The organism is Lysobacter sp. HA35 (genome assembly GCF_054061195.1).
Map to the genome: position 1 here is coordinate 1,936,328 of NZ_JBSSDY010000001.1, position 14,247 is coordinate 1,950,574.

At 66.9% G+C, this 14,247-nt stretch carries 26 protein-coding genes; all 26 read right to left on the bottom strand.

What is annotated here, in order from left to right; genetic code table 11:
- Window positions 1–2: 2 nt before the first annotated feature.
- Window positions 3–278, bottom strand: coding sequence for a DUF1799 domain-containing protein (locus tag ACVWZN_RS09515; RefSeq protein ID WP_456953601.1), 276 nt, complete (start codon window positions 276–278; stop codon window positions 3–5).
- Window positions 279–328: 50 nt separating this feature from the next.
- On the bottom strand, window positions 329–637 hold the full coding sequence (locus ACVWZN_RS09520) for a phage tail assembly chaperone (protein ID WP_456953602.1): 309 nt from the start codon (window positions 635–637) through the stop codon (window positions 329–331).
- Window positions 638–646: 9 nt separating this feature from the next.
- Window positions 647–1,291, bottom strand: a complete 645-nt coding sequence (locus ACVWZN_RS09525; RefSeq protein ID WP_456953603.1) for a phage tail protein — start codon at window positions 1,289–1,291, stop codon at window positions 647–649.
- An 84-nt stretch (window positions 1,292–1,375) separates the two neighbouring features.
- Window positions 1,376–1,786, bottom strand: a complete 411-nt coding sequence (locus ACVWZN_RS09530) for a phage tail terminator-like protein (RefSeq protein WP_456953604.1) — start codon at window positions 1,784–1,786, stop codon at window positions 1,376–1,378.
- Window positions 1,783–2,229, bottom strand: coding sequence for a hypothetical protein (locus tag ACVWZN_RS09535; RefSeq protein WP_456953605.1), 447 nt, complete (start codon window positions 2,227–2,229; stop codon window positions 1,783–1,785). Before ACVWZN_RS09535 ends, ACVWZN_RS09530 begins: the two co-directional genes overlap by 4 nt.
- Entirely contained in the window at window positions 2,222–2,578 is a 357-nt protein-coding gene (locus tag ACVWZN_RS09540) for a hypothetical protein (protein WP_456953606.1), read from the bottom strand. The genes ACVWZN_RS09535 and ACVWZN_RS09540 overlap by 8 nt, the downstream gene beginning before the upstream one ends.
- A 22-nt stretch (window positions 2,579–2,600) precedes the next feature.
- Window positions 2,601–3,077 carry a DnaT-like ssDNA-binding protein gene (locus tag ACVWZN_RS09545; RefSeq protein ID WP_456953607.1) on the bottom strand — a complete coding sequence of 159 codons (477 nt, stop codon included), beginning with the start codon at window positions 3,075–3,077 and terminating at the stop codon, window positions 2,601–2,603.
- Window positions 3,078–3,080: 3 nt separating this feature from the next.
- Window positions 3,081–3,236 (bottom strand): hypothetical protein, encoded by a 156-nt coding sequence (locus ACVWZN_RS09550; RefSeq protein WP_456953608.1) that lies wholly within the window; start codon window positions 3,234–3,236, stop codon window positions 3,081–3,083.
- Window positions 3,237–3,283: 47 nt separating this feature from the next.
- Window positions 3,284–4,432: a P22 phage major capsid protein family protein gene (locus ACVWZN_RS09555; RefSeq protein WP_456953609.1), complete on the bottom strand. Its 1,149-nt coding sequence runs from the start codon at window positions 4,430–4,432 to the stop codon at window positions 3,284–3,286.
- A gap of 23 nt (window positions 4,433–4,455) precedes the next feature.
- Complete coding sequence (locus ACVWZN_RS09560; protein WP_456953610.1) at window positions 4,456–5,172, bottom strand: hypothetical protein; 717 nt, start codon at window positions 5,170–5,172, stop codon at window positions 4,456–4,458.
- 162 nt (window positions 5,173–5,334) lie between these two features.
- Entirely contained in the window at window positions 5,335–5,562 is a 228-nt protein-coding gene (locus ACVWZN_RS09565; RefSeq protein WP_456953611.1) for a hypothetical protein, read from the bottom strand.
- Between the two features lie 14 nt (window positions 5,563–5,576).
- Entirely contained in the window at window positions 5,577–6,668 is a 1,092-nt protein-coding gene (locus tag ACVWZN_RS09570; RefSeq protein WP_456953612.1) for a phage minor head protein, read from the bottom strand.
- Window positions 6,665–8,053, bottom strand: coding sequence for a DUF4055 domain-containing protein (locus ACVWZN_RS09575; protein ID WP_456953613.1), 1,389 nt, complete (start codon window positions 8,051–8,053; stop codon window positions 6,665–6,667). The genes ACVWZN_RS09570 and ACVWZN_RS09575 overlap by 4 nt, the downstream gene beginning before the upstream one ends.
- 1 nt (window position 8,054) lies before the next feature.
- Entirely contained in the window at window positions 8,055–9,299 is a 1,245-nt protein-coding gene (locus tag ACVWZN_RS09580; protein ID WP_456953614.1) for a terminase large subunit domain-containing protein, read from the bottom strand.
- Complete coding sequence (locus tag ACVWZN_RS09585; protein WP_456953615.1) at window positions 9,296–9,625, bottom strand: hypothetical protein; 330 nt, start codon at window positions 9,623–9,625, stop codon at window positions 9,296–9,298. Before ACVWZN_RS09585 ends, ACVWZN_RS09580 begins: the two co-directional genes overlap by 4 nt.
- Window positions 9,622–9,843, bottom strand: a complete 222-nt coding sequence (locus ACVWZN_RS09590; RefSeq protein ID WP_456953616.1) for a hypothetical protein — start codon at window positions 9,841–9,843, stop codon at window positions 9,622–9,624. The genes ACVWZN_RS09585 and ACVWZN_RS09590 overlap by 4 nt, the downstream gene beginning before the upstream one ends.
- 1 nt (window position 9,844) lies before the next feature.
- Window positions 9,845–10,471, bottom strand: a complete 627-nt coding sequence (locus tag ACVWZN_RS09595; protein WP_456953617.1) for a lysis system i-spanin subunit Rz — start codon at window positions 10,469–10,471, stop codon at window positions 9,845–9,847.
- Window positions 10,468–10,596, bottom strand: a complete 129-nt coding sequence (locus ACVWZN_RS09600; protein WP_456953618.1) for a hypothetical protein — start codon at window positions 10,594–10,596, stop codon at window positions 10,468–10,470. Before ACVWZN_RS09600 ends, ACVWZN_RS09595 begins: the two co-directional genes overlap by 4 nt.
- Entirely contained in the window at window positions 10,593–11,066 is a 474-nt protein-coding gene (locus ACVWZN_RS09605) for a lysozyme (protein ID WP_456953619.1), read from the bottom strand. The genes ACVWZN_RS09600 and ACVWZN_RS09605 overlap by 4 nt, the downstream gene beginning before the upstream one ends.
- Window positions 11,063–11,275 carry a hypothetical protein gene (locus ACVWZN_RS09610; RefSeq protein ID WP_456953620.1) on the bottom strand — a complete coding sequence of 71 codons (213 nt, stop codon included), beginning with the start codon at window positions 11,273–11,275 and terminating at the stop codon, window positions 11,063–11,065. The genes ACVWZN_RS09605 and ACVWZN_RS09610 overlap by 4 nt, the downstream gene beginning before the upstream one ends.
- Before the next feature lie 10 nt (window positions 11,276–11,285).
- Window positions 11,286–11,507: a hypothetical protein gene (locus ACVWZN_RS09615; protein WP_456953621.1), complete on the bottom strand. Its 222-nt coding sequence runs from the start codon at window positions 11,505–11,507 to the stop codon at window positions 11,286–11,288.
- Window position 11,508: 1 nt separating this feature from the next.
- Complete coding sequence (locus ACVWZN_RS09620) at window positions 11,509–11,754, bottom strand: hypothetical protein (RefSeq protein WP_456953622.1); 246 nt, start codon at window positions 11,752–11,754, stop codon at window positions 11,509–11,511.
- Entirely contained in the window at window positions 11,751–12,890 is a 1,140-nt protein-coding gene (locus tag ACVWZN_RS09625) for a hypothetical protein (RefSeq protein ID WP_456953623.1), read from the bottom strand. Before ACVWZN_RS09625 ends, ACVWZN_RS09620 begins: the two co-directional genes overlap by 4 nt.
- Window positions 12,887–13,216: a dATP/dGTP diphosphohydrolase domain-containing protein gene (locus ACVWZN_RS09630; RefSeq protein WP_456953624.1), complete on the bottom strand. Its 330-nt coding sequence runs from the start codon at window positions 13,214–13,216 to the stop codon at window positions 12,887–12,889. The genes ACVWZN_RS09625 and ACVWZN_RS09630 overlap by 4 nt, the downstream gene beginning before the upstream one ends.
- Window positions 13,217–13,402: 186 nt before the next feature.
- Window positions 13,403–13,942, bottom strand: a complete 540-nt coding sequence (locus ACVWZN_RS09635) for a type II toxin-antitoxin system HicB family antitoxin (protein WP_456953625.1) — start codon at window positions 13,940–13,942, stop codon at window positions 13,403–13,405.
- A complete protein-coding gene (locus ACVWZN_RS09640; protein WP_456953626.1) occupies window positions 13,939–14,193 on the bottom strand; it encodes a type II toxin-antitoxin system HicA family toxin in 255 nt (84 codons plus the stop codon). The genes ACVWZN_RS09635 and ACVWZN_RS09640 overlap by 4 nt, the downstream gene beginning before the upstream one ends.
- Between the last annotated feature and the right edge of the window lie 54 nt (window positions 14,194–14,247).

The following is a 14,247-nucleotide window of genomic DNA, read 5'->3' on the forward strand; positions in this document are numbered from 1 at the left end:
AACTACTCCCGCGGTTTACGCATGACGGCAAGCGCTTCGGCTTCCATCACACGCAGGCATTCGAACGTGTCGGGCCAGTCGGCCCGAGGGACCGCCTGCAGACGCAGGACGGTGGGGATGGCGCCGTAATCGAGGCCGGTGGGACCGGCCATACCGATGCGCCATTGCGTCGACAGCGAAAGGAACGCGTCGACGGCGGTCAGGTTGTCGGGCTGGATGCCGACTTCCTCATCACCAAGGTCGTCGAGGGTGAGACCCAATGCCGCGGCGGCACGCATGTCGTCCGCAGCGTCGGTCTGCTTTTCGTAGATCGCCCTCGCGACCTGCCTCAGTTTCCCTGGCGGATTCCAGCGAGTTCGCGCACGTAGCGCGTGAGCACTTCACGCGCCGCGCCCGGGTAGGCCTGCACCAGCCGCGCGACGTTGTCCTGGTCGAACGGGTCGTCCAGGTCCCAGCCTTCCGCAACGCTTCGGATCGCCGAGGCGTCGTCCATGTCGCGGCTTTCGTCGGCCCACTGCGTGACTGCGACTCGGTCGCGATAGCGGAAGGTAAAACGCACATCGGCCGTGCCGCCCGGGATCGGGACGGACACGGTCGCGGCGAAGGTCGGATCAGGGATCAGCTTGAGCTTCGCCATGCGTCAGCCTCAGGTCGCGTAGCGGACGGGTTCGTTGAGCATCGACAGCGTCGCCTTGACGGCCATGATCTGGTTGGCGGTCAGGCTCGGCGTCTTGTCGACGGACACGTACGCGTTGTAGAGGATGTTCGAACCGTTCGGCAGCAGGACGCGGATCGCGCGCTGCAGGCGGTCGTCGTTCGCCGCAGCGAGCGCGATGTAACCCGCGAGCGTCGGGTCGTCGGCGATCGTCAGCTCGAGGCCGTACGGCGCCTTCGTCGTCGGGATGCGCTTCTTCGCGTCCGCTTCCAGAAGCTGATACTCGAGGAACTCCTGGTCACCGCCGTTCGAGCCGGTGTCGAGGATCTGCACGATCTGCGTCCAGCCGCTGATCTTGCGGAAGCTGCCGACGCCGGTGCCGGCCGGATACGTCGTCGTCGAGGACGTGTCGTAGCCTTCGAGCGTGAACACGGTGCCCGACGGGGACTTCGCGCGGACGATCTTGTCGGTGAGGCGCGACCAGCCCGACGTCATCTCGACGTAATCGCCGGCGACGAGCGTGTTGGTTGCGGTCGCGACGCCTTCGGTGGCGTTGGTGAGTGCGGTGACGTTGGCGGATGCCGCGTAACCGGACGCGATGAAGATCTGCGCGCCGTTGGGGAGCTTGATGGCCATGGTGGTCTCAGGTGGAAGCGCCCGGCGCGCGGGCATGAAAAAAGCCACCCTTCGGCGGCTTCGGTCGTTGCGCTTGCGCGCGGGTCAGGGTGTGTCGGTGCGATAGGGAATCGACACCGGCACCGTGTAGTCGGATTCGTGTTGCAGCGCGGGCGCAACGCTCGCGGGGCCGATCGTTCGAACGGTCAGGCCGCTCGCGGTCATGGCTTGATTCACGGGGAACAGCGCCGCGATCTCGTCGGCGATGCCTTCGGCGACACCGGGGCCAGCGTCAATGGGCGCCACGATGGACACCTGCAGCAAGCCGCGATACGCGCGGTGCGCGCCGTCGAGCGTGGCGCTCGTCGTCGTGGCGCGCAGCAGGTTCACGCGCAGGTACGGCAGCGCGGGGCCGGCCTTGGCGTTCTCAAATGCAACGGGCAGCGCGGGTGTACGTGCGGCCGCCCACGTCGCGAGTCGGGTTTCGAGCGCGGCGCGGACCAGGGCGTTGCTCACGTCAGGCTCCGGGCTGCGGCGTCGACCATCGTCTGGAACTCCGTGACGGTGATGCGGACCATGCCCGCCGGCGCTTGCCGGCTGTGGCTTTCGTATTCGATCTCGCGCGCGTAGGGCAGCGAGTTCATGAGATAGATCGGTTGCAAGCCGTCGGCCGCGGCGATCGTTCCGGTGCCGCGAGCGATCGTGCTGGAGCCGCCGGCGTCGCGTGCGGTCGTCGTGTCGATGCTGGGCACGCCGATGCTGGCGACCCAGTTGGCGCGCAGACGGCCGCCGACATAGCCCGCAGGCGGCTTGCCCTTCCACAGCGACGGATTGCCGACGGGCGTGCGCATCACGACGCGCGTCAGCGCATCGATCGCAACCTTGCGCACCACTTGCCGCGCCTGTCCCGGCGCCTTCGCGGCGAACGCGGCGAGCGACAGCGCGAACGTGTCAGCCACGAAGTTGTGCCTCGTAAAGCACGGCAACGCCAGCGGGCGCGAGGATGCGCACAGCGATGACCGTTAGATCAGCTCCCTGCCAAGTGAGCGCGTCGTCCTGCCGCGGTGCAACGGCCGCGATGAGGTAGCCGCGGCGGTCGCCCTGGCGAATGAGCGTGCCGTCGATGCTCTTGGCGTCGTAGTCGATCACGACGGCTGTCGTCGCGAGCGGCGTGACCGTCGCGGCGGTCGTGCCTGTCGTCGGGTCGTAGGTGGCATCAGCGCGTCGCTTGAGCGTTGCCGCCGCGCCGAAGCGTTGCAGCAGGCGCGTCGCGGTTGCCGCGGTGCGCGCGTAGTCGAAGGCGGTCATCAGATGTCGCCCGTCGCCTGCCTCACGCCCGCGCGACCTTCAACGCGCCGCCACCGGACATCCAACGTTGCACGAGAGAATCGACGAATGCATAGCGCGTCGACTGGCGCGCACCAGGTGCGTACGTCACCGACACCGGGCCGACCGTCTCGCTCGTGACCTGCGCGCCTTGATCGGCGAGTAGTGAGCCCGTCGCCGCGCGCAGTGCGAGCTCGGCGTTGGCACGTGAGATCTCGGCGGGGATCGGCGCCGGATACAGCACCGACGTACGCGGCCAGTCGAGCGCCTGCGTGAGCTTCAGCTTGCAGCCGACCCACGCACCGCCATAGACGGCCTGCATGTAATCAGCGCCCGCACGCAGCGCCTGCTCTTTCGCTGTCGACGTGAGCGCAGCCCACGCCGTGTTGCCACGGTCCGCGAAGTACGCGTCGGCCGCAGCAACGGAGATGTAAGCCTCGGCCGTCGTGAGGCCGCTGCCATCTTCGACGACCAGGGCCATTGGTTATTCCTTGGTGCGACGCGCGCGAGACGGCTTGTCAGCCGGCGCTTCGTCGAACAACACGTCGTCGGCAGTCATGTCATCGCGATTGATGACCTTGTAGCCGCTTTCGTTCTCGGGGCTCGCGTCGACGACGCGGACCGTTTCGGGGTTCTGCATGAAGCCTCCAAATGAAAGAGGGCGCCCGAAGGCGCCCTCTCAGTTCATCAGCCGAGCAGCGTGGCGATGTGCGCCGCCTTGACGGCACCGGTGCCCCAGGCCGCCGCGATCTCGTAGCGGATCTGGCGGTACTGCTTGTACAGGCGGACTTCGAACGACAGGCCCGACTTCGGGTCCGTGATGATCATGGCGTCTTCGGCCATGTCACCCTCTTCCGGAATCGCCGGCGCGCGCGTGGCGAGCCAGATCGCGTTGCGATCGAACGCCATGTTCGCCGCGTAGCTGTTGCCGACGGTGAGCGCCGTCGCGGACGCCGGGATCGCCTGCAGCAGCCCAGGAGCCGCGAGGGTGATCGCACCCGGTGCAGCCGTGCCCGATGCGACGACGTACTTGTTGGTGTCGCCCGCGAAGGTCACGACGTCACCCGCATTCACGGTGCCCGTGCCGGTGATCAGGGTGATCACGGTGGCGCCGACGGCATAGCCAGCGGTGTTCGTGGTGTACGACGCGCCGGTGCCCTTTGTCACGTTCGCGGCCTGAGCCGACTCACGCACCGAGAAGCCGTGGATGTCGAGCAGCACGCCCTGGCGCAGGATCGCGTCGGTGCCTTCGAGGTTGGCACCGCGGCCGCCCTGCTTACCGCGCACGTTTGCGCCGGCCGCGGTGTTCAGCACGAGCTGCATGTCGCCGGTCGGCGCGCCGTTGTCGACGAGGATTTTCCGGGCGAACGATGCATCGGTGTAGTCACCCGGCGTGGCGAACGGCGTGGTGCCGGCCGTGCCGTACGCACGCGAAGCCGCCTTGTAGGCCACCTGCGCGACGTCGACTTCGATCTCGTTCACCAGCGTACGCATGCCCTGCGCGAACTGGTTGACGCGGATGCTGTTGTAGCCGGCGCCGCTGTTGACGCCCTTCTGCTCTTCGCCGTTCCAGCGGATCGGCACATAGCGCGCCTTGGTGATCGACAGCGCGACGTTGCCGACGGTCTGGTCGCCGTCATTCGGCGCGGTGACGCCCGGCGTGACGTTCGACGCGGTCGACGGCGGAGCGACGTGGCTGTAAACCGTCTGGCCGACAGCGGCACGATCGGCGCCCGAATCGCGGTTGACGGCCGGGATGAAGCCGACCAGCTCGCGCGACACGACGTCGAGCGCTTCGTACAGGGTCGGGATGAGATTGGTGAGCGTGTTCGCCATGATGATTTCTCAGGTGTTGGCGGTCAGTCGGTGACCGTGCCGCCGGCTTTGGAGTGCGCCATCTGGTCCGCGGGGCTCATGCCTTCGAAGGCAGTCCGCGAAACCGACTTGGCTGTGGAGTTCGCGCGGCTCGATCCCTGGGATCCGCCGCCGCTGGTGTGGGTTGCCGCGACGAAGTGCTTCCCCTCGTCGCCGCCGGCCCATTCCGTGATGTAGTCGGCCAGTGCCTTGTCGCCCGCCTTGACCACGCGCGCGCCGTTCTCGTCGACCACGGCCACGCTGCTTGCGAGCAGCGCCTTGGCGGCCTTGAGGTGCACGGGGTTGGTCACGCCAGCCTTCGCGAGGCTCTCGGTGAGAGCCGCGTCGCGCAGGCTGTTGCTGTAGGCGCCGTCGATCTCGGTCGCGCGCTTGGTAGCGGCTTCCGCGTCGGTGATCGCCTTCTTGGCGGCCTTCTCGGCAACCTGCAGCTTGCCCTTCAGGTCATCGCGTTCGGCCTCGAGAGCGGCATGCTCTTCGGGGTCGATCGCGCTGTCCTTCTGCGCCTTCTTCAGCTTGCCGAGCAGTTCGGTGTTCTTCGCGCGGAGACCCTCGGTCTCTTCGGCGACGGCAGCACGAACGGCGTCCTTGAACTCTTGCGAGTTCGGGTCGAATTCACTCACGGATGTGCCCCTTGGGCTGGTGGTGCGCTTTGCGCGAGAGGCGTCCGCATCGCGGAGGCCGGAAACGAAAAAGCCCCGCACTTGGCGGGGCTTAGGAAATGGTCGGAGCCGCGGAGTTACCCCGCTCCGTACTACCCGGTGTTGGCCCGGCAGCAGGCGACGCTCGGATGGAGGGGTCGCCCTTGATCAATGCCGGATTACCCGCCGGCCTCCACCACTTCGGGGTTCGATCGCGCTCGCGCGCTAATCCATGACGCGCCGGTGCCCTTGCGTGAGGCACCCGACGCACAACTTGTTCGATACGTTGCCGATCTTCGCGGTGATGTACTCGCGACCTGCGCAGTGACTGCACTGCGGCATGTTCGGCTGACGGCGCTTGCGCTGCTTGGCGCGCACGCGTTCCGCCGGGCTATCCGGCTTCTTGCTGCCTTCGATAACCCGAAGATTCGCCATCGTGGGAAAGCGTGACACGCCACCGCGCCGAGTCAAGGCCCGATCCTTTCGCGGAGCTGCGCCAGCGACAACCAGCGGCCGCGATCGTCGTGGAAGCGGTCGACCGACACCTTGCCGGCGCGCAACAGCTTCCCGCGCTCCGGCCCGAGAATCTCATCCTGGCGTGCCGCGGACTGGCGTGCGAGCCATTGCCCGTAGCTCAGCTCCGCAGGCACCTGCCCGTCCATGCTGGCGCGCGTGCCTGCTGGTAGGTCGTCGACTTCGAAGCCGAGCTCGCGCCAGCTCTTGAGCACCGGCACCGATACGGAGCGGCAATTGAAGTGCAGCCGGCCGGGGCCGCCGAGCCACGGGATCTTGTGGCCGATCGGCTTGTGGTCATCGGGTGTGTACTGCAAGCCGTCGCGCACACGACACATCGGGCTCGTCCGCGAGTCGAGCGTGGCGGTCCACTTGACTGCCTTCACCAGGTCAGCGTTCGCGTCGACCATCGCCTGCCGCGCGGTTTGCGCGGTGTGGCCGAGTGCGGTTTGCACGACGGTCGCGACGTCACGGCGGCTGCGCTCCAGCACACCGTCGGCAAACCGCAGCGCCTTCGTGCCGCGGATGCGCTGCACGATCTGGCTGGTGGTCTGCCCCTCGACGTAGCCCGCACGCACGGCGTTACGCACCGCGTCGAGACGCCCCGCCTCCAACCCCTTCGTCCAGTCACGCAGCAGGCGGCCTTGGAACGGGCGACTCAGCGCGGCCGCGTAGACCTGTTCGGCGGACACGCCGGCGACCGGAAATCGAAGCTGGATGGCAGACGGGATCGCACGCCGCAGCGCGATGCGCTGGTAGTCGGCCTCGTAGCCGGCGTAGCTGCGCAGCTCGTCCTGCAGCGCCGCCTCCAGCGCGTCGTATGCCTGCAGGTTCAGTGCACGCACGCTGTCGAGCAACGCATCGAGGCGCTCGACGGTGAAGCTCTCGCGGTCGAGCCGCAGGAGTGCTTCGGAGAGTTGCACGACGAGCGCGGCGTCGGTGCGGTTGAGCACCGCCACCATGCGCTGCACGACGTGCGTGCTGTAGCGGTGCAAGTCGACGGCGTGGTCGACCGTTTCGTCGAGCAGCGCCGCGTTCACGCTCATGCCGCGTTGGCCATCGGGTCAGGCACGGTCGCGAGCGCAGGGCCATCGGCCGCGGCGGCTTCGAGCTCGTCGGCCGGATCGATGTCGGCCGACAGCACACCGCGCCGCTGGAGTTCCTTGATCGCCGTCTCCTTCGAGATCAGGCCTGCCATCTGCAGATCCTTGACGAGCTGTGCGCTCGCGTCCGACAGCGTGGCGGCGCCGTAGTCGTCGAAGAGCTGGACGTTGCCGGCCTTGTCGCCGAGGCGCGCGTACTGCGCGGTGAGCCACAGCGCCTGGTCGAGCGCGTCGGCGAAGTTCTCGGCCAGCCGCTGCAGGTCGCTCTTGTTCGCCTCGGCGTCGTTCGACGACTCGGTCGCCGTGCGCGCGCCGGGCTTCTTGACCATCAGCTCGGCGCCGGTCTGGATCATCTGCTGTTCGAGCGCTTCAAGGCTCGACTGGCCGGCGGCGATCGCGGCGCCGGAGTGCTCGACGAACTTCATATCGCCTTGCGGCGGCAGCTTGACGGCCGTCGATGCACCGACGGTGAGCTGCCACGTCTCGTCCTCGACGCCGATCACCGCGAGGATCGGCACGCGCGCGACGTGCAGGATCGTGTCCTGGTCGCTCTGCGACTGCCAATGCTTCACGTTGAGGTATGCGAGATCCGCGAGCGGCGGCTCGCCCACCATGAAGCCGCGACGGAAGCCGTACACCGGTACGAACGGCACGACGTCGAGCGTCGTGATTCCGCTCTCGTTCTCGACCCAGTTGCCGTCCTTGTCCTTGCGGAACGTGCGCCACATGCGCGGCTCGAGCACGCGCACCTGGTCGACGGGCTTGGTGCCCCAGTCGCCGTCCGGTTCGTCGACCGTTTCCTTCAGGCGGAGCTGCGTCAGCCGCAGGCCGACCGCTGTCATCGTCGCGCGCCAGCCGAGGATCTGGCCGTGCTTCACGCGCACCCAGTACGGGCGAAGCCCCGCGGCCTCTGCGTCTGCGACGGTCGCCGGTGCGTTCTCGCCGACGCGCGGGTACTCGACGAGGATACCGGCCAGGCCGTGGAAGCTCTCCTCGAACATCTCGGCCGCAAACGTGTGCAGGCTGACGCCCTGCCGGTCGATGTCCTCGGCCCACGCTTCGATCTGCGGAGGCGCATCCTTGAGCGTGAGCGTCTTGCTGAAGGGCTTGCCCGCCATCACGCCCACGGTGCGGCGATACGCCGGGAACAGCGTGGCCGTCGCGAGCCGCGCGTTGTAGGCCGCCTGCTCTTCGTTCGGCCACTTCGGCAGGAGGTGGCAACCGCCCTCGCGCATGGCGGGCGTGCCGCCCAGGAGCGCGTCGAGCACGGACCACTGCTTGCGCAGCGCCTTGATCTCGTCGTTCGGTTCGTTGACGGCAATCGGCATTTCAGAGTCTCAGCGATTGGACCACCGCGACGCGGTGCTTGATGGGGTAGCGGTAGGCGACGAAGTAGCCCGCGGCGTCGACGACGTGGTCGAGGCCACCGGCTTTGTCCGGTTCGCCATGCTTGTCGTAGGCCTGCTTTTCCAGGCTCTCGACGAGTTCGGGGCACCCCTCAGGCGACACCCGGTAGCGACGCGCGCCGTCCTTATGGATCAGCGCGTTCATGGAGAGCACGCGATCCTTGACCCGCGGGTTCGCAGGATTCACGCGCACGCTGAAACCCGCCTTGCGCAGGACCGCGAGGTCCGATTCGCTGGCGTTGTTGCTCTTTCTCGATGCGCCAGAGGCGTCCGGATACACGTAGATCGGGCTGTCGGGGAAATCGCGCCGCAGCAGCGCTGCCATCGCGGGCGTATCGAGCACGCCTGTGCGCTCCTCCACGGCGTGCGGATCGTCGCCGCGCAGCACGTGGATGACCGCCGACATGCGGCCGACGTTGAAGTCCATGCCGACGTGCAGCGCCTCGACGCCTTGCACGCGCTCGCCCGACGCATTCGCGCGTCGATCGAACTCGGGATACACCGAGCCCGCGACCAGGTTCACGAACTCGCCGTCGAGATACGCCGCCAGCAGGTTCGACGGGTAGCTGTCGCGCAGCGACTGGATATAGCCGTCGGGCAGGTTTGCCGCGTTGCTCAGCGTGCTCGCCTTGATGATTCGGTAGCCGGGCGCGGGGTTGCGCCGCCAGCGGTCGTACACAAAGCGGAACCCTTCCGGCGTCGTCGCCACGCCCACTGTGTTCAAACTGCCGTCCGGCTTCTTCTGCCTGTTACGGCTGATGATCTTGGTCCACGCCGCGCGCGCGTCCTCCTCCTTCAGCGTGTCGAGCTCGTCGGCGATCGAGTCCGCCACCTCGTAGCCGATGATCCGCTCCGGCGTGTCGAGCGTGCGGAAGATCACCGACCCCGCGTCGGCAACCTCGATGACGTTGTCGGCCTTGTTCGTCTTGAACCGTAGGCGCATCTCCTCGAGCTGCTCGGAGAAGCGCGGGAAGCCGATGCGACGCACCAGGTCGTACGTCGGCAGGTAGTACGCGACGTCCTGTCGCGGATAGCTCAACTTCATCGCCAGCGTGCGCGCGATCGCCGCGTGCGTCTTGCCAGAACCGAAGCCGGCCACGAACGCCGGGAACTGATCGGGCGCCGTGACGAAGTCGTACTGCGGCCCCGTCAGGCTGAGCTGGATCACGACTGGTCGGGGTCGGGCTGCCGTACGAACTGGATGATCGGGATCGCGGCGCCTTCCACGCGCGCGTCGAGGTCGACGCTCTCCTTGGGCTTGCCCCAGCCGCGGTCGAGCAGGCCGAAGATCGCGGTCAATGCGTCCTTGTGCTCGGCCATGGGATCGAGCGCGATCGCGGCCGCACGTTCGATTAGCGCGTTCGTCTTGGCACGGCACAGCTGCACGATCGTCTCGCCATTCGGCCCCACGCGCGGCGAGCGGCCGCCCGGGTTGCCCGACTTGCCGGGCTTGAAGCGTGAGCTTCCGGGGTTTTGTTTCTTCGGGGTGGTCATGGGTCGGGCCTTACCCGGGTGGTCGCCACGCCTTGCGCGGCGGGATCTTCCTGGTCAACGGTGGCGTCGGCCACCTGGTACAGCAGCGTTGCGGCTTGCTCGGCAGTGACACCGACCCATCGGACGGCCCAATTGCCGTCACGCGTGGGGTAGATGACGACAGCGCGCTCGGTGCCACGCGGCATGTCCGCCAGCATGTCGAGCACGTTGTTGTTCACTTCATTTCACGGCGCGGTCGGCGCGGGCGACGCCTTGCCAGTACCGGATGTCGGCGTCGGCGGAGTCGAGGAGTCGAACAAGATCTGCCGCCCCTTGGCGCCGTAGCTCGGCGGCGTCCACCGCTCCGCTGGAATCTCCTGCAGGCGCGGTGGCGGTGTTGGCCGCACAGCTCCACTCGGGGCGCAGGCGCAGAGCACCGCGGCGCAGGTCAGCGATAGTGCGATCGCGCGAAGTCGTGGCATCTCGGATTTCCTTCTCGTGCTGGGCGTCGAGCTGCGCCAGTTCGGCGGCGTGCTTGCGTTCTTCGTCGCGTGCGGCCGCGGTGAGTGCGAGCTCGCGTTGCGCCGACTTCAGGGCGGCGTCTTGGGCTCGCGTGGCTTGCGCGGTGCGCTCAACGGCACGGCCATCGGCAAAGGCAGAAGCGGCGCGAAACTGGCACACCACAATGGCCGCGGTGATCAGCAGCACAGCGCGGCCGAGCTCCGTTGAGCACGCCAGACGCACGAAGCGCCCCACAGCAGCCAACGCAGTCGGAAACACTGCGACCACCGCGACCGCAGCGACGACACCCAGCTTGATCCACACCGGCCACGCCAGAAGCGTCTGCCACAGGTGCAGCCAGTTCATGGCGCGACGCCGGCGATGAGGTGCGCAACGAACGTCGACCATTGGTCAAACGTCGCGTAGCCGGTGAACAAGGCAACGGACGCGATGACGATCACGCCGACAGCCACTTTGGTTCGGCTGGTCATCGAGCACCTCGTTCGCACACCGCGCGCTCATGGCCGCGGCGCAACGTGAGGCCGCGGTACTCGCGTCCACCGGCCTTGTTGTAGAGATCGATCGCGGCGCACGCGCCCGGCCAATCGTTGGCGAGTGCCTTGCGGCGGATCGTCGACTGCTCACCGCACACCGCGACGGGACCGACGTTGAACGTCAGCGAGTCCAATGCCGCCTCGACCTGCACCAGCTTCGGCATCGGCAGGCAGCGATTCACCGCAGCGCGTGCAATCGCCATGTCCGCCTGCAGCAGCGCGTCGCACTGCTCAGGCGTGTACGTCGTGCCCTCTCGCACGTCCGGGCCCGTGTGCCCGTAGCAGACAGTGAGCACGCCAACGCTGTCGCGATAGGGCGCGTACTTCACGCCTTCCCACTGCGCGACGATGGCGCCCGCGAGTGCGAGGACGCTCAGCGCCGCGCCGGCGTAGACGGGCCGGCTCATTCCGGCGCCTTCTGCCGCATGTCGCGGCGCCACTTCCACACCAGGTACGCAGCCTGCAGGCCGATCAGCAATGCGGTGAGCGCGTACACGAGCAGTTGCGCGGGTCCAAGAAAGTCGGTCAGCCCGACAGCCGATGCCGCGGACATGGTGACGGCCGGCGCAGCGCGGAGACTCTCCGCACCGAGGTCGGCAACAATCTGATCTTTCACGGATGCAGTCCTAATGGCGTGAGTCATCGGGACGCTCCACGCGGCCACGGATGTAGATGGTTTCGGTGCCGATCTGCACGAGCAGGTCGTCGAGGTCGAACGTCCAGAATGCCGAGCCGTACTCGCCGGTCTTCTCGCGGTACACGACGAACACGTCGGTTACCGTTCCGCGCTCAGCCGCATCGAGCAGGTCGCGCAGGATCGCGACGACTTCCTCGACCGGACGCGGCATGTCACTTCTTCCCGAGGCGGACGCTGGTGTACGTGCCGAGCCAACCACCGAGGATCGCGGCGACCAACAGGCGTTTGTCGTCCAGGTAACTGATCGTCGCGAATGCGCCGCAGAGCATGATCAGCGCGGACCACGTAGCCGCTGGCAGCGCTTTGCCCTCGCCGACCTTGGCGATGTACCGCGCCCAGCAGACATCGACGAGGAACATCGCGCACGTCACGAGCAGGAACTGCAGCGCGAAGCTCATGCGGCTTTCAACATCGCCGGGTTAACGGTGTGCCGCGCGACTTCACCGTGCTCTTCGTGCAGCACGATGCACTTCATGTTTCGCGCCGCACGCCAGCCGCCCGCGGTTGCGTAGGCGTCCTTCGCGGCGAGCGTGCCGAACGTCTCAACCGAGACGCCCGGGTATTCCTTGACCGACTGGTGATGCACGTGGCCGAGCCACCAGTAACGGTGCTCGGTCGCGCCCCAGTCCTGCGGACGATCCGCCGCCATGACGCCCGGCAGCTTGTCGGCCTTGCAGCTATGACCGTGATGGCACCCGACCAGCGTGCGACCGTGGCGGAAGTAGGTGAACGGCGCCGGGCTCTGCTCGACAGTGACGCGCGGCTCGCGCTCGTAGATGTGCGCGAGCGCCGCAGCCAGCCAGAGCGCGCCGGTGTCGTCGTGGTTGCCAACGACGTTGATTACGTGCACCTCGCGGTGCTTCATCAGCGCCGACTCGATGCACTGGCGGATGACCTTGATGCCGACGCCGATCATCTTGGCGTAGCGCCCATCGGAGTCGAGCACGTGGCCGCTGCGCGACGTGACCGGCTCCATGCTGTCGTAGTGGAACCAATCGCCGAGGTTGATGATCACGGCCTTCGCCGTCGGCGGCGCACCTTCGACCAGCGCGCGCATGGCGCCGCACTGGATGCGCTCTGCAATCGCGAGATCCCAGTCCTCACCCGTCTCGGCCGCCCAGCTCAGCATGCCGATGTGCGCGTCGCCGATTGGGTACGCCGCGAGGAGATGCTTGAGCCAGCGGTCGCCCTCAGGCTTGCGCGGCTCGGCTTGCGGAAGGTCGGTGCAGAACGCTTCTCGTGCGGCCTGCAGGATCGCTTCCTGCTGGTCGGGATCGATCGCCGACTTCACCCACTGCGCGCGGACGTTGCCGTCGCCGTCGTACATGGTCGAAACACCCTTGACCAGGTAGCCGGCAGGCACCGTGTGGTGCATGTCGTGGTCAGGCGCGTGGCCCTGCTTTGCGAGTGCGGCCTCCTCGAGCAATGCATTGCGACGTTCGCTGTCGACGTAGAAGCTGCGCCGGCACTCAAGGCAACGTGCGCGACCGGCGCCGTTCTTCTTGGCGCGGCCCTCGCAGTGCGGGCAGTTCATGCGGGCAGCCTCGCGCCGCGCGCTAGCGGTGCGCCTGCGGCTTCGAGTTCCTTCTGCAGCAGCGCGAGCGCACGCCACGCGACCTTTGCCGAGTGGCGGATGCCGTCGGTGTCGACCGTGCCGTGCTCGAGCAGGTGACGCACCAGCGCATCTGCCTCGTCGCCTGACTTGCTGCGCGCCCAGTACAACGGTTCGCCTGGGTTGTGCTGATCGTTGCCCTTCGCCGACAGCTCCGCGACAGCGGCGAGCGCATCAGGGAAGTAGGCGAGCACGCCGGAGAACAGCGGGAGCGCCTTGCGCTCGGCCGCGTCGGTCGGAAGGGTCATGCGCACCTCAGAGGTGCCGGCGTGCCCAGGGGCAGCTTCAGCGGGGTTCAAGGCCGCGGCCGGCGTAGTCGTTGCCGGCGCGATGCGCTCGGCCTCAAACGAAAAACGCCCCGCACAAAGGCGGGGCGTAGTGATCCAGTCTGGGGTCACGCTACACGGCGTAATGGCCGAGTCAAGGACTGGCGCTCAAGCCATGTGAACCTTTCTCGCAGGCGGCGCGCGCTTCTCGTCTTCCAGGCGTCCCTTCACCTTCGTCTTGCGAAACGAAGCCACCTTCTTGGTGCGGGGGGCGACTTTCTTCGTCGCGGTCTTCTTGACCTTCGCTGTCCTACCCGAGCCGACAACAATCGTTGCGCCACCCGCAGCCGATCGCATCATCTCGGCTAAGCCGGAAAGCTCGTGACCTAGCGCAACCTCAACGAACTTGTTGAAACTGATATTGCGAGCGCGCGCCGCAATGTCCGCGGCCGCCTTGATGGATTCCGGTAGGCGGAGCGGATAGCTCGACGCGGCCTTCTTCATGGGCTCAATGCCGCGCTCGCGGCAGACGTCGAGAAATGTTCGAAGCGACGTCTCGCCCTCTGCGCGCAGCTCATCGATTGAAGCGCCGTAGAAGTCAGCGCCACCGTTTAGACCGGTGAACTCGCCGCGGAACATCTCAATCTCAGGATCAAACGCAACCACGGCGACGTAATCGCCGATCTGCATCGTATTCAGTTCACTCATGGCTTCACCTTGTGCTCTTCGAGCCACTTCTTCACGCTGACCACCGCTCCCTTGTCCGTATCCGGGCTCGGGTGCGGACGATGGAAGACTTTGACTTGATCGTTCCAAACGATCGCAACGCGCGAGCCTTCGCGCTCCTCAACCTCTGCACCTAGCGCCGCTAGCAGGGATTCGATGTCGCGCCACTTGATGCCACCCGGGACCGGACGGGAAAAGATCAGTTCCAGCGTCCGTTGGTGGCTCTTCTTCATGAGTTGATGATATCAGAAAAAGATATCACCTGCATGTGAAGCCATGGCGCCGAT